This is a genomic window from Cellulomonas sp. H30R-01 (assembly GCF_010119915.1).
In the GTDB taxonomy this organism is placed as follows: domain Bacteria; phylum Actinomycetota; class Actinomycetes; order Actinomycetales; family Cellulomonadaceae; genus Cellulomonas; species Cellulomonas algicola.
Genome location: NZ_CP048210.1, coordinates 1,176,662 through 1,197,477, shown reverse-complemented (window position 1 = coordinate 1,197,477; position 20,816 = coordinate 1,176,662). Strand labels below are relative to the sequence as shown.

The 20,816-nt window shown below is 75.6% G+C and carries 15 protein-coding genes; 2 read left to right on the top strand and 13 right to left on the bottom strand.

What is annotated here, in order from left to right; genetic code table 11:
- Window positions 1-47: 47 nt before the first annotated feature.
- A complete protein-coding gene (locus tag GXP71_RS05240) occupies window positions 48-3,422 on the bottom strand; it encodes a BTAD domain-containing putative transcriptional regulator (RefSeq protein WP_162351797.1) in 3,375 nt (1,124 codons plus the stop codon).
- A gap of 203 nt (window positions 3,423-3,625) precedes the next feature.
- On the opposite strand from GXP71_RS05240, the gene GXP71_RS05235 reads away from it, so the two are divergent.
- Window positions 3,626-4,648, top strand: coding sequence for an ATP-binding cassette domain-containing protein (locus GXP71_RS05235; RefSeq protein ID WP_162351796.1), 1,023 nt, complete (start codon window positions 3,626-3,628; stop codon window positions 4,646-4,648).
- Complete coding sequence (locus tag GXP71_RS05230) at window positions 4,648-5,460, top strand: ABC transporter permease (protein WP_162351795.1); 813 nt, start codon at window positions 4,648-4,650, stop codon at window positions 5,458-5,460. Before GXP71_RS05235 ends, GXP71_RS05230 begins: the two co-directional genes overlap by 1 nt.
- 81 nt (window positions 5,461-5,541) lie before the next feature.
- On the opposite strand, the gene GXP71_RS05225 is transcribed toward GXP71_RS05230, so the two are convergent.
- From GXP71_RS05225 to GXP71_RS20270, 12 genes are all read right to left on the bottom strand, one after another.
- Window positions 5,542-6,156, bottom strand: coding sequence for an NUDIX domain-containing protein (locus GXP71_RS05225; protein ID WP_162351794.1), 615 nt, complete (start codon window positions 6,154-6,156; stop codon window positions 5,542-5,544).
- Complete coding sequence (locus tag GXP71_RS05220) at window positions 6,156-7,826, bottom strand: CTP synthase (RefSeq protein ID WP_162351793.1); 1,671 nt, start codon at window positions 7,824-7,826, stop codon at window positions 6,156-6,158. Before GXP71_RS05220 ends, GXP71_RS05225 begins: the two co-directional genes overlap by 1 nt.
- Window positions 7,827-7,905: 79 nt before the next feature.
- Window positions 7,906-9,573 (bottom strand): murein biosynthesis integral membrane protein MurJ, encoded by a 1,668-nt coding sequence (gene murJ, locus GXP71_RS05215; protein WP_162351792.1) that lies wholly within the window; start codon window positions 9,571-9,573, stop codon window positions 7,906-7,908.
- Window positions 9,570-10,577, bottom strand: a complete 1,008-nt coding sequence (locus GXP71_RS05210; RefSeq protein WP_238402633.1) for a hypothetical protein — start codon at window positions 10,575-10,577, stop codon at window positions 9,570-9,572. Before GXP71_RS05210 ends, murJ begins: the two co-directional genes overlap by 4 nt.
- A complete protein-coding gene (locus tag GXP71_RS05205) occupies window positions 10,574-11,605 on the bottom strand; it encodes a copper transporter (RefSeq protein ID WP_162351791.1) in 1,032 nt (343 codons plus the stop codon). Before GXP71_RS05205 ends, GXP71_RS05210 begins: the two co-directional genes overlap by 4 nt.
- A 118-nt stretch (window positions 11,606-11,723) precedes the next feature.
- A complete protein-coding gene (gene steA, locus GXP71_RS05200) occupies window positions 11,724-12,911 on the bottom strand; it encodes a putative cytokinetic ring protein SteA (protein ID WP_124344518.1) in 1,188 nt (395 codons plus the stop codon).
- A gap of 6 nt (window positions 12,912-12,917) precedes the next feature.
- Window positions 12,918-14,654, bottom strand: a complete 1,737-nt coding sequence (gene recN, locus GXP71_RS05195; protein ID WP_162351790.1) for a DNA repair protein RecN — start codon at window positions 14,652-14,654, stop codon at window positions 12,918-12,920.
- A gap of 1 nt (window position 14,655) precedes the next feature.
- Window positions 14,656-15,531 (bottom strand): NAD kinase, encoded by an 876-nt coding sequence (locus GXP71_RS05190; protein ID WP_162351789.1) that lies wholly within the window; start codon window positions 15,529-15,531, stop codon window positions 14,656-14,658.
- Window positions 15,528-16,382 (bottom strand): TlyA family RNA methyltransferase, encoded by an 855-nt coding sequence (locus GXP71_RS05185; RefSeq protein WP_162351788.1) that lies wholly within the window; start codon window positions 16,380-16,382, stop codon window positions 15,528-15,530. The genes GXP71_RS05190 and GXP71_RS05185 overlap by 4 nt, the downstream gene beginning before the upstream one ends.
- A 6-nt stretch (window positions 16,383-16,388) precedes the next feature.
- A complete protein-coding gene (locus GXP71_RS20095) occupies window positions 16,389-16,565 on the bottom strand; it encodes a hypothetical protein (protein ID WP_202924332.1) in 177 nt (58 codons plus the stop codon).
- Between the two features lie 221 nt (window positions 16,566-16,786).
- Window positions 16,787-17,827: an HAD-IIA family hydrolase gene (locus tag GXP71_RS05180; RefSeq protein ID WP_162351787.1), complete on the bottom strand. Its 1,041-nt coding sequence runs from the start codon at window positions 17,825-17,827 to the stop codon at window positions 16,787-16,789.
- Window positions 17,824-19,038, bottom strand: coding sequence for a hypothetical protein (locus tag GXP71_RS20270; protein ID WP_238402632.1), 1,215 nt, complete (start codon window positions 19,036-19,038; stop codon window positions 17,824-17,826). Before GXP71_RS20270 ends, GXP71_RS05180 begins: the two co-directional genes overlap by 4 nt.
- Window positions 19,039-20,816 lie beyond the last annotated feature (1,778 nt).

The window sequence follows — 20,816 nt, the reverse complement described above, 5'->3', positions numbered from 1 at the left end:
GACGACGGCTCCGGGGACTGCCCCGGGGCCGTCGTCGTGCGTGCCGCTCAGCGCCAGAGGGCGTCGACCAGCGCCAGCGCCCGCGCCGCGGCGTGGCGACGCCCGACGGCCCGCGCCCGCACGCGTGCGGCGTCCGCCCGGTCCGTGCCCAGCAGCTCCCGGGCACGCGCCTCGAGCGGCGCGCGGTGCAGCATGGGCAGGTCCTGCCGCGAGCCGAGCAGCTCGGCGAGGAAGAAGAGCTCGAGCCCGTCGTCGACCCGCGTGCCCTCGTCCGTCCCCTCCCACGCGGCCGTGCCGAGACCGACGGCCGCGGTGCCGAGGACCGGGTGGTCGACGGCGTCGGAGGCGCGCACGAGCTGCCACTCGTGCACGTGCCGTGCGAGGGCCGGCGCGGGCGCGCTCGGCGCGGGCCGGCCGGCGCGTGCGGCCTCCGGTGCGAGCACGAGGCGGGCGATCCAGCCGACCGAGATCATGATGAACCACGGCGACGTCCGCTCCCCGCCGCCGTCGGGCCCGAACGCGTCGGAGGCGGCCTGGAGGTGGTCGAGCGCGGCGGCGACGTCACCCTCGGCGGCCGCGATCTCCCCCCGTCCGGCCTGCTCGAGGGCCACGAGCTCGGGCGACTGCCAGGTGGTGCGGCCCATGCGGCCCGACGCAGCGACCTCGGCGAGCGCGTCGCACCGGTCACGCGCCGTGGCCAGGTCGCCGACGCCGACCGACGCCGCGAGCTCGAGCCACGCGACCTGGTGCAGCTCCTCCTCGGCGACCAGGCGGCCCATCCCGGTGCGCGCGACCGCGACCCACCGCAGCGCCTCCTGCGCGAGCCCTTCCTCGGCCGCGAGCTGCGCGAGGAACGACGCGTTGTTCGCCTCCGCCCAGACGTCGCCCCGGGCGACGCCCAGCGCGTACGCCTCCTCGACCCATCGCCGCGCCACCTCGAGCCGGCCCGAGTTCTCCGCGAGCTGCGCCGAGAGCATGTGGCCCAGCATCGCCAGGTAGGTGTCCGACGACCGCCGGAGCTCTGCGAGCTCGCGCGCCATCCCGGCGACCGAACCCGCGAGCGCGAGGCCCGCGAAGGCGCGCGTGCGGGGGCCGAGGTGCGACCCGAGCTCCCGCACGACCAGACGCAGGCGCGCGAGCGCACGCGCGGTGCTCCCCGCGTCCCCGAAGATGCCCATCGCGGCGAGCTCCGTGAGCGCGAGCGCCGCCGCGTCCGCGTGCCGTGTTTCGACCCGCCACCCGTGCGTGCCCGCCAGCAGGTCGATGCCGAGGCCGAAGACCTGCTCGTGCGCCCCGCGCAGGCTCCAGTACCCGGTGAGCGCGACGTACAGCGCGTACGCCTCGCCCGTCAGGCCGCGGTCCAGCGCCGTGCGGAACGCGAGCAGCAGGTTGTCCTGCTCGCGGCGCAGCGCGCGCATCGCCGCGGGCTGGTCGCCGTCGACGAGGCCGGGGGCCCAGCGGTCGGCGAACGCGAGGGCCCACGCGAGCATCGCGTCCATCGCCGCGCCGTGCTCGCCCGCGTCGACGAGCCGCAGCTGGCCGAACTCGCGGACCGTCTCCAGCATGCGGTACCGGACGACCGGCACGTCGTCCCCCTCGCCGCGGTCCTCGACGACGCTGCACAGGGACTGCAGCACGAGCCCGTCGAGGGCGTCGAGCACGTCCCAGGCGTCGTCGGTGCCGGCGCCGTCGCGGGCGGCCGCTGCGTCCCCCGCGCCGGCGGCCGCGGTCGTCAGCCGGCCGAGCGCCGCGGCCGCGTCGAGGTCGAACCCGTCGGGCAGCACGGACAGGCGGCGCAGCACGCGCTGCTCGTCGTCGCCCAGGAGGTGCCAGCTCCAGTCGATGACGGCCTCGAGCGTCCGGTGCCGGTCCGGCGCGAGCCGGTCCCCGGACCGCAGCAGCGCGAACCGTGCGTCGAGACGGCGCTCGACCTCCTCGACCGTCATGGTGCGCACCCGCGCGGCGGCGAGCTCGATCGCGAGCGGCAGCCCGTCGAGCCGCGTCGCGATGCGGGCGACGACGTCGAGCGGCAGCGCGACCCCGGGTCGGGCGGCGCGCGCTCGCTCGCGGAACAGCTCGACGGCGGCGCCGTGACCACCGTCGACCGGGAGCGGCGCGAGCGGGTGCACACGCTCGCCCGCCACGAGCAACGGCGTACGGCTCGTCGTGAGGACCCGCAGGCCGGGCACCGCGGCGAGCAGCCCGTCCGCGCACTGCGCAGCGCCCGCGACGACGTGCTCGCAGTTGTCGAGCACGAGCAGGGTGGGGACCTCCCCCAGCCGTTCGGCGATCCGGCCTGTCGCGTCGGTCGTCGCCGGGAGGCGGTCGCCGAGCCGGGCGCTGCGCGCCCCGTGCGCGAGGCCGAGCGCCGACGCGATCGCGGTCTCCACGTCCGCGTCCGAGCGCACGCCCGCGAGCTCGACGACCACGACCCACGCGTCGTCCTGCGCGCGCCGGCCGACCTCCTGCACGAGCGTCGTCTTGCCCAGCCCACCCGTGCCGAGCACGGTGACGAGGCGGGCGTCGGCCCACGCGGCGTCGACGGCGGCCAGGTCGTCGGCACGTCCGAGCAGCGCGTGCCGCGGTGCGCGCAGGCCGACCGGGTGCCGGACGAGGCCGCGCCGGTGCACGGTCGTGGCGGCGTCGCGCGCGGTCGGCCCCGCCGAGTCCGACCGTCCGCGCCCCGCGTCCGCGGAACCCGCGAGAAGCTGCTCGTTGAGCGCGACCAGGTCCGGCCGCGGATCGGCGCCGAGCTCGTCGGCGAGCACGTCACGGACCCGCGCGAACGTGCGCAGGGCGTCGGTGGTCCGTCCCGCCGCCGCCTGGACCCGCATGAGCCGCAGCTGCGCGTCCTCGTCGGCGGGTGCCGCCCCGGCCGCCCCGACGGCGAGCTCCAGCGCCTCGTCCGGCCGGCCGAGCGCGAGCAGGGCCTCCACCTCGACGGCCGTGAGCGCGTCCCGGGCGGATCCGGCTGCCGCCGACAGCGCGTCCGCGAGGTCCGGCGCGGCGTCCGCGACGTCCGGACCCGCCGAGCCGCGCCACAGGGTCAGGGCCTCGCGTGCCCGCGCGAGCGCCGCGTGCGGGTCGCGCGCGAGCAGCGCGCGGGCGTCGGCGGAGGCCCGCCGGACGACCGAGAGGTCCGACGTCCCGCCGAGCCGGTACCCGCCGTCCTGCGACTCGACGACCTGCGCGGTCGCCGCGGCGCGCGTGCGCGAGACGACGGTCTGGAGCGCCCCCCGGGGGTCGGCGGGCGGGTCGTCGGGCCACAGCTCGTCCGCGAGCGCGCGCCACGGCACGGTGGCCCCGTCGGCGAGCGCGAGGGCGACCACGAGCGCGCGGGCGCGCGGCCCGCCCGGCGAGACGGACCGGTCGCCGGCGGCCACGAGCACGGGGCCCAGCACGGAGGCGACGACTGCGGGCACCGGACCACTCTAGGTCCGCACGTGCGCGCGACCGTCGCGCCGCGACGACCTGACCTGCCCGGACGGTCCGGCGCGACCGCGGCTGCTGCCGCGCGCTCCTGCGGACCGTCCCCCTGCCCGTGGCGACCGTCCGCACCGCCCTCACCGGCACGAACAGGAGGAACCGGGACGAATGTGGGCGGTGGTGCCTACGCTGCTGTGCCATGACCGACGCGATCACCGCCACCGGCCTGGTGAAGCGGTACAAGGACGTCACGGCGCTCGACGGCGTCGACCTCACCGTGCCGACCGGCTCGGTGCTCGGTCTGCTCGGCCCCAACGGGGCGGGCAAGACCACGATCGTCCGCATCCTCGCGACGCTGCTGCAGCCCGACGCGGGCTCCGCGACCGTCGCAGGCGTGGACGTGCGGACCCATCCCCGTGAGGTGCGCCGCCGCATCGGCCTGTCCGGCCAGTACGCGGCGGTCGACGAGTACCTCACGGGGTTCGAGAACCTCGACATGATCGGCCGGCTCTACCACCTCGGGGCCAAGAGGTCGCAGGCGCGGGCGCGCGAGCTGCTCGCCGCGTTCCGGCTCGAGGACGCGGCGGACCGCCCGTCGAAGACGTACTCGGGCGGCATGCGCCGACGCCTGGACCTCGCGGGCGCGCTCGTGGCCGACCCACCGGTGATCTTCCTCGACGAGCCGACGACGGGCCTGGACCCGCGCGGCCGGGCCGACATGTGGGAGGTCATCCAGGACCTCGTCGCGGGCGGCACGACGCTGCTGCTCACGACGCAGTACCTGGAGGAGGCCGACCTGCTCGCCGACGAGATCGTGGTCATCGACCACGGCCGCATCATCGCGCAGGGCACCTCCGACCAGCTCAAGCTGCAGGTCGGCGGCGAGCGCCTCGAGCTCACCGTGCGCGACCCGGCCCGCCTCGACGAGGCGCGCCGCCTGCTCGAGCCGCTCGGCGTGGGCGCGGCGACGCTCGACCATGCCCGCCGGTCGCTGCTCATGCCCGTCGACGGCGGCCCGAGCACCCTGACCGAGTCGCTGCGCGTGCTCGGCGACGCGGGTGTCGCGCTCGACGACGTCGGCCTGCGGCGCCCGACCCTCGACGACGTGTTCCTCTCGCTCACCGGCAGGCCCGCCGAGGACGAGGACGACGGCCGACCGTCCGACGAGGAGCCGCCCGCCGGTGTCACGACCGGTCTGCGACCCACCTCCGGAGGCGAGTGATGGCCACCCCGATCGTGCTGTCCGACGCCTACGTCGTCGCCAAGCGGAACATCATCAAGATCAAGCGGGTCCCGGACCTGCTCGTCTTCACCACGCTGTCGCCCATCATGTTCGTGCTGCTGTTCGCGTACGTGTTCGGCGGCGCGATCGACGTCCCCGGCGGCGCGGACCCGAGCGCGTACCGCGAGTTCCTCATGGCGGGGATCTTCGCCCAGACCGTCATCTTCGGCGCCACCATCACGGGCGCGGGCCTCGCGGAGGACATCAAGAAGGGCATCATCGACCGGTTCCGCTCGCTGCCGATGGCCCCGTCGGCCGTCCTCACCGGACGGACGATGTCGGACGTCGTGAACAACGTCCTCGTGCTCGTCGTCATGAGCCTCACCGGGCTGCTCGTCGGCTGGGGCATCCACAGCTCGGTCGCGGAGGCTGCCCTCGGGTTCCTGCTGCTGCTGGTGTTCGCCTACGCGATCTCGTGGGTGATGGCGTGGCTCGGCATGCTCGTGCCGAGCGTCGAGGTGTTCAACAACGCGACGTTCATCGTGATCTTCCCGCTGACCTTCGTCGCGAACACGTTCGTGCCTCTGAACACGCTTCCCGCCCCGCTGCAGACCTTCGCCGAGTGGAACCCGGTCTCCGCCGTGACGCAGGCGTCGCGCGAGCTGTTCGGCAACATCCCGCCGCAGGTCCCGCCGCCCGACGCGTGGCCCCTGCAGCACGCCGAGCTCTACACGCTCATCTGGGCGGGCATCTTCCTGCTCGTGTTCATCCCGCTCGCCAACCTCCAGTACCGACGGTCGGCGAGCCGCTGAACAGGAACGACGCGGACAGGAACGACGCGGCGCCGCCCCCCGAACCGCGAGGTCGGGGACGGCGCCGCGTCGTGTCGTGCGTCAGGCGGGCGACGCGTCGATGAGCGTCGACCAGTCCCGGGCGCGGGCCGCCGCGGCCGCGAGGACCCCGGAGACCGTCGTCGGGCTGTGCAGGCGGCCCGCGAGCACCGCGTCCACGGCCTCGTCGAGCGGGACCCACACGGGCACCATCGCGGCCTCCTCGTCGACCCGCGCGTAGCGGTCGGCCTCGGGCACGGGCGACAGGTCCCGCGCGAGGAACACGACGATCCGCTCGTCGGAGCCGCCCGGTGACGAGAAGAACTCCGTGAGCCGCCACCACGAGCCGGCCACGAGATCGGCTTCCTCCGCGAGCTCGCGCGCCGCGGCGACGACGAGGTCCTCACCCTCGACGTCGAGCAGACCCGCGGGCGGCTCCCACAGCTCGTGCCGCACGGGGTGCCGGTACTGCGACAGCAGCAGCACCCGGTCGTCGTCGTCGAGCGCGATGACCGCGACCGCACCGGGGTGGTCGACGTACTCGCGCAGCACCTGGCTGTCACCGAGGTCGACGACGTCCCCCGCGAGGTCCCAGACCTTGCCATGGTGGATGACCTCGTGCGAGACGACCGGCCGCGGTGCGTGCCGGTCCTCCACGGGGCTCGTCGGGTCCGTCATCAGACCTCGTCGGTGCGCTGCTCGAGGGCCGCGCCGACGAGCCCCGCGAACAGCGGGTGCGCGCGCGTCGGCCGCGACTTGAACTCCGGGTGCGCCTGCGTCGCGACGAAGTACGGGTGCGTCTCGCGCGGGAGCTCGACGAACTCGACGAGCGACGTGTCCGGGGACACGCCGGAGATCACGAAGCCCGCGTCCTCGAGCTTGTCGCGGTACGCGTTGTTCACCTCGTACCGGTGGCGGTGCCGCTCGGACACGGTCTCGCTGCCGTACGCCTCCGCGACGACCGAACCGGGCGTGAGCCGCGCCTCGTACGCGCCCAGACGCATCGTGCCGCCGAGGTCGCCCTCGCCGCCCACGATCGCGAGCTGCTCGGCCATCGTCGCGATGACGGGGTGCGCCGGGTTCTCGTCGAACTCCGACGACGACGCCCCCTCGAGCCCGAGCACGTTGCGCGAGTACTCGATGACCATGCACTGCAGGCCGAGGCAGATCCCGAGCGTCGGCACGCGGCTCTCCCGGGCCCAGCGCAGCGCGCCGAGCTTGCCCTCGATGCCCCGCACGCCGAACCCGCCGGGGACGAGCACCGCGTCGACGCCCTCGAGCGCCAGCCGGGCACCCTCGGGGGTCTGGCAGTCGTCGGAGCGCACCCAGCGGATCACGACGCGCGCGTCGTGGTGGAAACCGCCGGCGCGCAGCGCCTCGGTGACGGACAGGTACGCGTCGGGCAGGTCGATGTACTTGCCGACGAGCGCGACCTCGACCTGGTGCGCGGGCTGGTGCACGCGGTGCAGCAGCTCGTCCCACCCGGACCAGTCGACGTCGCGGAACGGCAGGCCGAGGCGCTGCACGACGTAGGCGTCGAGACCCTCGGAGTGCAGCACGCGCGGGATGTCGTAGATGCTCGGCGCGTCCTTCGCGGTGACGACGCCCTCGACGTCGACGTCGCAGAACAGCGCGATCTTGCGCTTGGTGCCCTCGGGCACGTCGCGGTCCGCGCGCAGGACGATCGCGTCGGGCTGGATGCCGATGCTGCGCAGCGCGGCGACCGAGTGCTGCGTGGGCTTGGTCTTGAGCTCGCCCGACGGGCCGATGTACGGCAGCAGCGAGACGTGCAAGAAGAACACGTTGGAGCGGCCGAGGTCGTGGCGCACCTGGCGCGCGGCCTCGAGGAACGGCAGCGACTCGATGTCGCCGACGGTCCCGCCGATCTCGGTGATGATGACGTCGACGTCGTCGCTCGCCTGCGAGCGCATGCGGGTCTTGATCTCGTCGGTGATGTGCGGGATGACCTGCACCGTGTCGCCGAGGTACTCGCCGCGGCGCTCCTTGGCGATCACCTGCGAGTAGACCTGGCCGGTCGTCACGTTGGCGGAGCCGACGAGGTCGACGTCGAGGAACCGCTCGTAGTGGCCGACGTCGAGGTCCGTCTCGGCGCCGTCCTCGGTCACGAAGACCTCGCCGTGCTGGAACGGGTTCATCGTCCCGGGGTCGACGTTCAGGTACGGGTCGAGCTTCTGCATCGTGACCCGGAGGCCGCGAGAGCGGAGGAGGCGGCCGAGGCTCGATGCCGTCAGGCCCTTGCCGAGGGAGGAGGCGACGCCCCCGGTGACGAAGATGTGCCGGGTCGTGGAGTCCGACCGCCCGGAGAGTCGATGCGCGCGCTCTGTCACGGGCTTCCAATCTACCCGACGCGGCGGTCGGTCTGGTCAGGCGCGCGGGGTGAGTCCCGCCACGCAGGGTGTCTGTCTGTCAGTCGGTCGGGTCGGGCGCGGCCGGCACGGCGGCCTCCGCGGGGACGGGGGTGCGCTCGACGCGCACGACGTCGGTGAGCGTGCGACGGTCCAGGACGGCGAGCGCGCCGCCCAGGACGACGAGCGCGACGACTCCGCCACCGGCCGCCGCGCCGACGGCTGCCCAGACGTCGTGCCCGACGAGCGAGCCGACCGTGTCGACGACCCACCGACCCACGAGCGCCGCGAGGACGCCGGCCACGACGACGACGGCGGTCGTCCGGGCGAGGCCGGCGACGGACGTCCCGCCGGCGGCCCGTGCGAGCGCCACGACGGCGGCGACACCGCCGACGAGCATCCCGGCGCTCCCGGCGATCGCGACGGCCGCGAGCGTGCGCGCGAGGTCCTTGCCGTCGGGCACGAGCACCACGGCGAGCGCGACCGACCCGACGGCGGCGGTCGCCCACCCGATCACGTTGGCCGTCACAGCCGCCCGCCCGCGCTCGAGCGCGTACAGCGCGCGCGACACGTGGAACATCACGGCGAAGCCGACGAGACCGGGCATCATCAGCGTGATCGTCGGCGCCATCGCCCCGATGCCGGAGCGGTCCCGTCCGATCGTCCCGAACACGTCCGCCACCGCAGGGGCCGCGGCCGCGACGGCTGCCGCGCCGACACCGGCCGCGGCGACGACCGCTCGCGTCGTGGCGGACGCCATCGTCGCGTACTCGCCGAGGCGGCCGTCCTTCGCACGGGCGGCCAGGCGCGGGAACGTCGAGGTCGCGAGCGGGACGACGAGCACGGCGTACGGCAGCAGGTACACCTGCTGGGACCAGACGTAGAGCGAGAACGTCCCGTCACCGCCGCGCCACGACGCGGCGAGCATGACGACGAGGGTCGTGAGCTGCTGCGCGACGAGCGACCCGACGCCGGCGAACGCCAGCGCGGCGAACGGGCGCGCGACCCCGGGCGGGAACCGCAGCGTCGGCCGCAGGCGGACACCGAGCCGGTGCACGGGCCAGAACATCGGCAGGGCCATGACCGCGACGCCCGCCGTCGTGCCCCACGCGAGCACCGTGAGGGCGGCGTCACCTGCGGCCCCCGGGTCGTTCAGCTCGCCCCCGGCGAGGTGCCCGTAGGTCGCGTACACCGCGATCACCACGACCGACGACATCACGGGGGCGAACGCGGGCCAGAAGAACCGCTTGTGCGCCTGCAGCACCGCGTACAGCAGCACCGCGACGCCGTACAGCGGCACCTGCACCGCGAACACCGTGACGAAGTACCGCAGCAGGTCCCGCTGCGCGTCGGGGAGGTCGGGCCAGACCGCGGCGATCGGTTCCGCGAGGGCCGCGAGCAGCGCACCGAGCGGCACGAGCACCGCGAGCGTCCAGCCGAGCGCGGCCGACGCGATCGCGTCGACGTCCCCCCGGAGGTTCTTCGCGACCGGCAGCGCGAGCAGCGGGACCAGCGCGCCAGCGAGCGCACCGCCCGCAGCGGCCTCGAACAGCACGTTCGGCAGGAGGTTGGCCGAGTTGTAGGTGCTGCCGATCGCGCCGACGCCGAAGGCGCTGGCCTGCACCAGGTAGCGGCCGAACCCGAGCACGCGGCTCAGCACGGTGATCGCGGCGATCATCGCCGCGGCACCGCCGAGCCCGCCCAGGACGCGGCGAGCGGTCGGGCTCACCGCGGTCCGGTCGTCGACGGCGCCGCGCCCTCGCCCGTCCCGTCGCGGCCGTCGTCGCGGACGGGTCCCGTGGCCGTGCCGCTGGTCGGGGACGCCGGCTCGGCGTCGGGCACCTCGTCGGGTGCGGCGGGCCCGGGAGCCGGGGCAACCGGCCGTCGGCCCCACCCGTCGATCTCGCGCAGCACCGGCGTGCGCTCGATGACCCGCGTGAAGCTGACCTTCTCGCTCGCGAGCGTGAGCGCGGTGACGACGCCGAGCGCCGCCCAGCGCACGGGCCGCGGAGCGGCCAGCACGAGCGCCGTGCCGAGCGTCGCGCCGAGGGCGTTCGCTCCCCCGTCGCCGAGCATGTCGTGCTCCGCGAGGTCCTGCTCCCCCGCCGCACCCGCGGTGCCGAGCACGCCGGCCGCGGCGCCCGCGCCCGCACCGCCCGCGACCGCCAGGGGTGCCGCGACGAGCGACGCCGCCTTGAGCGCACGGCCCGGGCGCAGGTCCAGGAGGTTGAGCAGGTTCGCGCTCGCGGCGACGAGCGCACCCGAGACGGCCACGTCGACGGCCCAGCCGGCCGCGGAACGGCGTGCACCCGACGCGTCGCGCACGGGCGTCGCGACCGCGGCGGCGACGAGCGACGCCGCGCCGATCCCGAGGACCTTGAGCCCACCGGTCGTGAGCTCGCCCCGCGACAGCGCACCGAGGTGCCCGCGCAGGCCCTTGCGACGGACCTCGGTGTCCTCGGTGAGGTCGTCGATCACGCCGAACGCCGCGCCGGCACCCGTCGCGACGGTGAGCGCGACCGCGGCGCGCGCGGACGGCGCCCCGACGATCCCGCCCGCGAGCAGCCCGGCGGCGACCGCGGGGCCCTCGAGCATGCTCACGGGCTCACCGCGGTGGTTGGTCCGCGTCCAGCGCGCCGCACCGCCCGGAGGGCTCATGTCCAGCACACCGCGGACGACCGCGGTCACGCCTCCGGCGACGACGGCCGCGGCGGCTCGCCGCAGCACGCTCACCCCTGGGTCCCGTCGGTCCCCGCCCCCGCACCGGCGTCCGCGCTGGCGGGCGTGCGATCGACGGGCGTGAGCGTCACCGCGTCGGGCAGCGGCGTCTCGCCGTCACCGAAGCCGTAGTGGCCGTTCTCGCCGGAGATCCGCACGGCGAGCGCGAGCGGCGTGGACACCTGACCGGTGACGACCTGCGTGTCGGAGACGGTGGTGAGCGCGCCGGCGAGCTGGTCGTCGCCGAGGATCGCGTCGGTCAGGCTGCCGTCGCCGCGGGGCCCGTCCGCGAGGACGGCACCCTCGGACCGCTCCTGCGCAGCCGTGAGCACCGCGAGCCACGCCGCCTGCGTCTGCTCGACCTCGTCGGTGTCGGCCGAGGGCGCCGTGCCGGACCGCTCGGACGGCGCGAGGACGACGATCGCGTCTGCCGGCACCTCCACCGGGTCCTGGAGCGTGACGAGCGGGTAGTCGCCGCCCGACAGGAGCTCGAGCAGGAAGGCGGAGTCGGACGCGAGCGTGTCGGGCGCCGCCGGGTCGGCAGCGACGAGACCCTGCACGAGCGCCGCCGCGAGCTCCTCCTGCACGCCGGCGCCGTCGGCCGGTGCGGGCGAGAGGTACTGGACGAGCTGCCCGCCGAGCGCCTGCCGGAACGAGTCCAGGCCGGTGTCGGTCCAGGCGTCGTTGAGCGTGACGTGCGCCGTCACCGTCGCGCCCGCCTGCGCGAAGCGCTCGTCGACCGCCGTGCGCACGGACTCGTCGACCTCGCCCAGCGCGACGACCGCGACGCGGCGGTCGGTGAGCGAGCCCTCGAGCAGGCGCGGACCGGCGGCGTCGATGTAGGTCACGGCGTGGCCCAGGTCGTCGGACGCGCTGTCCAGCTGCGACCGCAGCTCGTCCTTCTCGGCGCGCAGCTGCTGCACCTGACCCGTGAGCGTGTCGCCGATGGTCTCCTTGAGCGGCCCGGCGCCGAGCGCGATGCCGACCGCGAGCGCCAGGAACACGGAGATCAGCGAGACGATGTGGTAGCGGAAGTCGATCACGGTGCGGCATCTCCGTCGGGGGCGGCGGCAGGCGTCGCCGCGGCCGCGAGGCGGCGGGCGAGCGGGGCGGGGTGGGTCACGGGTCGCGGCGCGGGTCGGGCGTGGACGCGCCGGAGCGTCACGACGACCCTCCGAACAGCGAGCCGATCCAGGACGTGACGTCGTCGATGCGCGCGCCGAGCAGCCCGAGCAACGTCTGCCCGGCGGCGGTCGAGGCGAGCGCGACGCCGAGCGCGAAGAGGCCCGCGAGGATGAGCAGCGCGACCTGCAGGTTCGAGATCCGGTGCTTGTAGAGGCGGGACACGCCCTTGGCGTCGACGAGCTTGCCGCCCACACGCAGACGTGTGAGGAAGGTGCTCGCCATGCCGGACCGCCCCTTGTCGAGGAACTCGACGAGCGTCGCGTGCGTGCCGACCGCGACGATGAGCTCCGCGCCCTTGTCGTCGGCGAGCAGCATCGCGACGTCCTCGCTGGTCCCCGTCGCGGGGAAGACGACGTGCCGCACGCCGAGCTGCTCGACGCGCGCGAGGCCGGGCGCGCGACCGTCGCGGTAGGCGTGCACGACGACCTCCGCGCCGCACGTGAGCGCGCGGTCCGACACCGAGTCCATGTCGCCGACGATCATGTCGGGCTTCCAGCCGGCGTCGAGGATCGCGTCCGCGCCGCCGTCGACCCCGATGAGCACGGGCCGGTACTCGCGGATGTACGGGCGGAGGGTGACCAGGTCCTCCTTGTAGTGATAGCCGCGCACCACGATCAGCACCTGACGGCCGTCGATCTCGGTGTCGATGTCCGGCACGCCGACGCCGTCGAGCAGCAGCTCGCGCTCGCGGCGCAGGTAGTCCATCGTGTTCGCCGCGAACGACTCGAGCTGGACGGACAGCCCGGCGCGGGCCTCTTCCATGGTCGCCGCGACGGTCTGCGGCGTCTGCTCGACGCCCTCGGCGACGAGCGTCTCGCCGTCGTAGACGCACCCGTCGACCACGCGCAGCTGGTGCCCCTCCGGGAGCGCCATGACGTCCGCGCCGAGGTCGTCGACGAGCGGCACACCGGCGGACACGAGGATCTCGGGCCCGAGGTTCGGGTACCGGCCTGACGTCGACCGCGCGGCGTTGAGCACGGCCGCCGGCTGGCACGCGACGAGCGCCTCTGCGGAGACGCGGTCGAGGTCGAGGTGGTCGATGACGGCGACGTCACCCGGCCGCAGGCGCTTGGTGAGGGCCTTGGTCCGAGGGTCGACCCGGGCCGGACCGGCGATGACGCCGGCCTCGGGCGCGGGGGTCCGTCTGCGCAGGGAAGCTCTCATCGTGCCTCATCGTCCCACGGTCGAGAGCTCCAGGAGCTCGGCTGCGTGCGTGCGCGCCGCCTCCGAGTCGTCCTGGCCGGACAGCATGCGGGCGAGCTCGCGCACGCGGGCCTCGTCTGTGACCAGGCGCACATCCGACTCGGTGACGACGTCCACGCCGTCGGCGGTCGACTTGGTGACGACGAGGTGCCGGTCCGCGAACGCGGCGACCTGCGCGAGGTGCGTGACGACGAGCACCTGGGCGGACCGCGCGACGTCCGCGAGCCGCCGGCCGACCTCGATCGCCGCGCGCCCGCCGACACCCGCGTCGACCTCGTCGAACACGAACGTCCCGGGTCGTGCGGCGCCCGAGTCGGGGGCCGTCGCGAGCGTGACCTCGATCGCGAGCATGACGCGCGAGAGCTCGCCGCCGGACGCGCCCTTGCCGAGCGGCCGCGCGGGCGCACCCGCGTGCGGGACGAGCAGCATCTCGACCCGGTCCGCGCCGTACGGCCCGGGCTCGGCGGGTTCGACGGTCACCTGCAGCTCGGCCCCCGCCATCGCGAGTCCCGAGAGCTCCGCGGACACCGCGGCCGCCAGCCGGCTCGCGGCCTCCGTCCGGCCCTGCGTGAGGTCGGCGGCGAGCGCGGCCACCGCCTCGTCGAGCTCGTGCACCCGCGCCCGCAGGTCGTCGAGCCGCTGGTCGCCGCCGTCGAGGTCGAGGAGCCGTCGCCCGGCGTCCTCCGCCCACGCGAGCACCTGCGCCACGTCGGAGCCGTAGCTGCGCGTGAGCTGCGCCAGCGCCGCGCGGCGCTGCTGCACGGCCTCGAGGCGCAACGGGTCGGCCTGCAGGTCCTCCATGTACGACGACAGCTCCGCGGCCACGTCCGCGAGCAGGTACCCCGCCTCCGCCACGCGCGTCGCGAGCGCGGCGAGCGCCTGGTCGTGCCCGCCCGCCTGCTCGAGCAGGCGCTTCGCGCGGTCGACGACCTCGGTCGCGGCGAGCGCGTCACCCGACGCGTCCGCCTCGCCGGCGAGCGCCTCGTGCGCGCCCGACGCGGCCGCCCGCAGGTCCTCCGCGTGCGACAGCCGGTCCGCCTCCTCGGCGAGCGCGACGTCCTCGCCCGGCTGCGGGTCGACCCGCTCCACCTCCGCGAGCCCGAGCCGCAGCAGCTCCGCCTCGCGTGCACGCTCCTGCGTGCGCGCCACCAGGTCGTCGAGCTCCTCGACGACACGCGCCCGCTCCGCCCAGGCCGCGCGGTACCGCGCCAGCGTCTCGCGGTGCGCCTCGCCGACGAACGCGTCGAGCGCCTCCCGCTGGTGCGCGGGCGACCGCAGCCGTGCCTGGTCCGCCTGGCCGTGCACGGTGACGAGCGCCTCCGCGAGGTCTGCGAGCACGGCCTGCGGCACCGAGCGACCGCCGACGTAGGCGCGCGACCGGCCCGCGACGCCGTCGCTCCCCGCGCCGACCGTCCGCACCAGCAGCAGGCTGCCGTCGTCGTCGAGCTCGGCACCCGCCTCCGCCGCGCGGGCGACGGCCGGGGCGTCACCGGGGAGCAGGACACGCCCCTCGACCGCGGCCGACGCGGCGCCCCGCCGCACGGTCGCGGGGTCCGCCTTGCCGCCGAGCAGCAGCGACAGCGCCGTGAGCACCATCGTCTTGCCCGCACCGGTCTCGCCGGTGAGGACCGTGAGGCCGGGCCCGAGCTCGACGTGCGCCCGGGTGATGACGCCCAGGTTGTCGATCCGGATCTCCTCGATCACGTCACTCCCCCGTCCTCGTCGAACCACCGGCGGGCCGGCCGCGCCAGCCGCTCACGGGGAGCCCGAACTTGTGCACCAGCCGCGTGGTGAACGGCGCGAGGGTCAGACGAGCGAGCTTGACCGGCACGTCGCTGCGCGTGACCTCGACGCGCGCCCCGCGCGGCACGTCGAGCTGCCGCCGCCCGTCGCACGTGACGAGGCCGCGCGCCGACGACCGGTCGAGCACCTCGACCGCGAGACGGCTGCGCGGACCGACGACGAGGGGCCGTGCGAACAGCGCGTGCGCCGAGATCGGCACGAGGATCATCCCGTCGACGTCCGGCCAGACCACCGGGCCGCCCGCCGAGAACGCGTGCGCGGTCGACCCCGTCGCGGTCGACGCGACGACCCCGTCGCAGCCGAACGACGACAACGGGTGCCCGTCGACCTCGAGCATCACCTCGAGCATCCGCGAGCGGTCGGCCTTCTCGATCGCGCACTCGTTGAGCGCCCAGCCCGTGCCGACCGTCCCGTCCGGGTGGAGCACGCGCACGTCGAGCGTCCCGCGCTCCTCGACCTCGAAGTCGCCCGCCGTCAGCCGGCGCACCGCCTCGCCGACGTCGTCCCGCTCGGCCTCCGCGAGGAAGCCCACGTGCCCGAGGTTCACCCCCAGGACGGGCACGTCCGTGCCGCGCGTGAGCTCGGCGGCACGCAGGATCGTCCCGTCGCCGCCGAGCACGATGGCGAGCTCGAACGACGGCAGGTCGTCCGGCACGCAGTCGTCGGGCGCGAGCACGGGCTCGACGCCGGCGGCCTCCAGCTCACGGACGGCCTCCTGCGTCGCTGCGACCGCCTCCTCCCGACCGCCGTGGGTCACGACGAGCGCTCGTCTGGTCACGCCTCACCTCCGAGCGCCGCGCGCACGCGACGCACCTCGATCCCGCCCTCGACGACCTCCCGCACGGCGTCGTCGAGCGGCACGCCGTCCGGCTCCGGCGGCGCGTCACCGGCGACGAGCCACAGGAAGTACTCCACGTTCCCGCTCGGGCCGGGCAGGACGCTGCGCGCGACCGCCCGCACCGCGAGCCCTGCGGCGCCCGCTCCCCCGGCGACGTCCCGCACGGCACGCGCGCGCAGCCTCGCGTCGCGCACGACGCCGCCGGAACCGAGACGCTCTCGTCCGACCTCGAACTGCGGCTTCACGAGCACCACGAGGTCGGCGCCCGGCGCCGCGACCGACGCCAGCGCCGGCAGCACCAGTGCGAGCGAGATGAACGACAGGTCCGCCACCACGACGCCCGGCGCCGGGTCAACGTCGCCCGCCACGAGCGATCGGACGTTCACGCCCTCGCGCACCTCGACCCGCGGGTCCTCCCGCAGCGCCGGGACGAGCTGGTCGTGGCCCACGTCGACCGCGACGACGCGCCGGGCGCCGCGGCGGAGGAGCACGTCCGTGAACCCGCCGGTGCTCGCGCCCGCGTCGAGGCACGACGCCCCCGCGACCCGAGGCCCGTCCGGCCCGAGCGCGTCGAGCACGCCCGCGAGCTTGTACGCGGCGCGCGAGGCGTAGCCGGGGTCGTCGGGGTCCACCGTGACCTCGACCGCGTCCTCGTCGGACACCTGCACCGACGCACGCGCGACCGCCCGGCCGCGGACCGTCACCCGACCGGCCGCGATGAGGTCGCCCGCGTGGCCGCGCGACCGGGCGAGCCCGCGGCGCACGAGCTCGCTGTCGAGGCGTGTCGTCACGACCTCTCAGCCCTCCGCGTCCGCCAGGCGGTCCTGCAGCGCCCCGTGCACCGCCTCGAAGACGACGACGTGGTCACGCACCGGGGCGTCGTCGAGCCCGGCGAGACGCGTCAGCGCCTCGTCGACCTGGGCGTCCCCCGTCGTCGGGCCGTCGGACGACCCGAGCGCGGACGTCTCGCTCACCGGTGTACCTCCTCGTGCGTTCCGACCGCCGCACGCTGACGGTCCCGACGGTCACGCCGTGCTCCCCGACGACCGCGCCCACGGTACCTGCCGAGGCCCACAGCGCGTCCCGACGCACCCACAGGCACGGGACACCCGGTCGCGTCGCAGCCGCCCGGCGCACGCGGCCCGCACCGCCCGACGCACGTGGCCTACGCCGGCCACGACACGGGCGCGTGCCCTCAGCGAGCCGGTGCGTCGACGTGCAACTCAGGCACCGTGGCCGGGTCGAGCGAGCCGCCGCTGTCGACGGCGTCCCACGCAGCCGCGCAGGCGGCCCGCACGAGGTCGAGCTGGGCCGCAGGAGAGCCGGGCGTCGCCCGCCCGAGGTCCAGCGCGCCGTCGACGACGCGCGCGGCGACCTCCCCGCACGCCCACCACCCGTCGGCGTCCCGACGCGGCACCGGGTGCGGCTCGAGCAGGGACAGCAGGTCGGCACCGATGAGGTGCGGTCGCTCGGTCGGCGCCGCCAGGACGTCGTCGCGCGCCGTGCTCACACCGGTCAGCACGTGCAGGCCGACGTAGCCACCGGCCCGCGCGCCCGCGAGGTCCGTGTCGAGCCGGTCGCCGATGACGAGCGTCTCGCGCGCCCCCGCCCGGTCGACCGCCATCCGGTACATGGTGGGCGACGGCTTGCCTGCGCTGTCCGGGACGACGCCCGTCGCGTTCCGCACCGCACCCACGAGCGACCCGTTGCCGGGAGCGAACCCCCGCGCGGTCGGGAGGCTGAGGTCGAGGTTCGACGCGACGTGCCACGCCCCACGCTCGACGGCGTAGGCCGCCTCCGCGAGCTGTGCCCAGCCGACGTCGGGCGCGAACCCCTGGGCGACCGCGGCGGGGTCGTCGTCCGCCGACTCCACGACCACGAACCCGGCGGACCGCACGGCCGTGACGAGACCTGCCCCGCCGACGACCAGCACCTTCGCACCCGGCTCGAGCCGCGTGCGCAGCAGCTGCGCCGCCGCCTGGGCCGCCGTCATGACCTCGCCGGACCGGGTCGGGATCCCGAGCTCGGTCAGCTGGTCCGCGACGGACTCCGGCTCCCGCGACGCGTTGTTGGTGACGAACACCAGCCGCATCCCGCGGGCGCGCGCCGACGTCAGCCCGGCGGCCGCACCGTCGATGGGCTCGTGCCCGCGGTACGCCACGCCGTCGAGGTCGACGAGCGCGAGGTCGAACCGATCCGCGAGCGGCACGTCCGACCCGATGAGCCCCCCGCTCACGCCTCCTCCTCCTCGCTGCGTGCCACGCCCTCGCGGTCCGCGACCTCGCGATCCACGACGTCGGCGTCGAGCCCGCCATCGGCCCCGCCGGCGCCGTCAGGGTCGAGCGCGGGCTCGTCCGTGCCCGCGTCGGAATCGACCTGGTCGGCGTCGCCCGCCTCGTCGAGGTGACCGTCGCCGTCCGACGCGTCGACCCGCTCGAGCTCGTCGCGCGCCTCGTCGACGTCATCGGCACCGGAGAGCTCGTCGTCTCCGTCGAGGACGTCGTCCTCGTCGAGCTCGTCGTCTCCGTCGAGCCCGCCGTCGCCGGCCAGAACATCGTCCCGGTCGGGCTCGTCGTCCCCGGCAGGCTCGTCGTCCCCGGCAGGCTCGTCGTCCCCGTCGTCCCCGTCGAGGCCGTCGTCGCCGCCGAGGCCGTCGTCCCCTGCCGGTACGTCGTCAGCCGCTTCCAGCGCGCCGGACGCGTCGGGACCTGCACCAGCCACGCCCGTCGACGTCTGGTCGACGGCCGACCCTGCGCCGTCGTCGTCCGTGTCGTCCTCGTCGTCCAGGTCGAAGACGACGACCTCCTCGTCGACCTCCCCTGCGGCCTCGGCGAGCTCGGCGGCCGAGTACCGCGCGAGCAGCGTCGCTGCCTCGTCGGCCCGCCCCGCCGCCTCGAGGGCCGTGGCACGCGCCTGCGCGACCCGGACGGCCAGCACGCCGGTCGCCTGCTGCACGGCAGGGCTCGACAGCACGGCGACGGCAGCCTCCGACTGACCGAGGTCGAGCCGGGCACCGGACACGACGATCGCCAGCTCGATGCGAGCGTCGGCGTCCAGCGTCTCCGCCTCCGGCTCGTTGGCCAGGGCGATCGCGCGCTCAGGCCGCCCGAGCCCGCGCTCGCAGTCCGCCATGATCGGCAGGTGCTCCGACGAGCCGTTCAGCCGTCGCACGGTGCGCAGCTCGCGCAGCGCCTCCGCGAACCGCCCGGTCCGGTACGCCGCGACGCCCGCGGCCTCCCGTACGACGTCGATCCGCCCGGCACGCCGAACCGCCGCCTGTGCGTGCTCGTACGCGAGCTCCGGGTCGGTGTCGAGCAGCTGTCCCACGACCACCAGGTGCCGACCGACGCGCTCCGCGTTGTCCTTGGTCAGCGACCGCAGCCGCGCGCGCACCGACCGGTCGAGGTCACCGAAGACGACGTCGTCCGGCACCGGCGGCGCGGGCACACGCTCGTCCTGCGGCGGCCGTGTCGCCCGCTGCTCGTCACCGTGGACGTCGTCCCGTCCGCGCGGCGGCCCTCCGGCACGCCGGGAGTCACCGCCGCGACCGGCGTCGCCGTGCCGGGGACCGTTGTCCCGCGACCACGAACCACCCGTGCGCCCATCGGTCCGACCACGGGCGCGCTCACCCGAGAACCCACCAGCCCGATCCGACCGACCACCGGCACGCTCACCCGAGAACCCACCAGCCCGATCCGACCGACCACCGGCACGCTCACCCGAGAACCCACCAGCCCGATCCGACCGACCGCCGACACGCTCACCCGAGTCGCCGCGAGAGCGGTCACCGGACGAGGCCGCAGCCTCGCCTCGGTCGCCGAAGGACGCCCGCCCCTGCTCGCGTGCGCCGGTCGCGCCCGAACGCGGTGCGGACGACGAACGCCGCTCTGCCGACGCGGCGTCCGAGCTGGAGCCGTCCCGAACGCCCCACGCACGGTCACCGCTGCGCGGGGACCGCTCACCGCGCGGCTCGTCCGTTCGCTCGACCGAGCGCTCACCGCTCCGTCCGGACCAACCCCCGGCCGAGCCCGCACCGCGACCGGCCCGGTCCCCCGGACGTTCACCCGCGACGCGCGGACGACCGTGACCTGCCGCACCGGCGCGGCCGCCCGATCGCTCACCCGCACCGCGCGACCCCCCGGACGGACCACCGTCAGTCCGTCCGTAGGGACGGCGATCGCGCCCGTCGTCGCCTCGTTCCCGCCAGCCACCGCGCTCGGCACCCGGCGCGTACCCGCTGGTGCGCTCGTCGCCCGCCCTTCCGCGCGCGCCGCCGTCACGCGAGTAACCCGCCCGCCCTGCGTCACGCTGCTGCGGCCGATCCCCGTTCGGACCGCGACGCTCGTCATCCCGTCGAGCGGGACGGTCGCCGTAGCCACCGCGCGGAGCGCCGCCCGAGTACGCACCGCGCGACCCTCCGTCGGAAGAGCCCTCTCGCGATCGCCCGCCGGAGAACCCACCGCGCGGGGCACCGCCCGAGTACCCGCTACGCGACCCTCCGTCCGAAGAGCCCCCTCGCGAACGCTCACCGGAGAACCCACCGCGCGGGGCACCGCCCGAATACCCGCCACGCGACCCTCCGTCCGAAGAGCCCCCTCGCGAACGCTCGCCGGAGAACCCACCGCGCGGACCCTCGCCGGTCGCCGCCCCCCGCGAGCCCTCAGGGGAGAACCCGCGAGAACCGCCGGCGTACTCACCGCGCGAGCCGCCGCGGGTATCACCGCCACGCGACCCTCCGCCCGAGTACCCACCCCGCGAGCCGTCGCCGGCGCCACCTCCGCGTGCCCGCTGCGAGCCCGCCCCCGTGGCATCCCCACGGTCCTGACCGCGGGGGGCGGAGCTGCGTGCGCCACCGGCGAACCCGCCGGAACGGTCGGGGCGCTCGTCGAAGGTCCGCGGGCCGGATCGTCCGCCACCTCGCGGTCCACCGCCCGACTGTCCGCCAGACCACGACGAGCCGCGAGCGGGCCGATCGCCTTCGCGACGCTCACGCCCCCCGGCCGAGGAGCCGGGTTCCCCCGACGCCCCGCGGTCACCACCGGATCGGCGGTCGCCGGACCCACCGGACGTCGAACCGGACCGTCCGCTCCTCGAGGTCTCCTGACCTTGGCGTGACGGTCCTCGACGCTCGGGCTGAGCGGACCGGTGATCGCTGTTCATGTGTGGCTCTCTCCTCGTCGCAAACGACCGCACCATCGTCTCATCCCGGATGGTGCCGTCTCCCC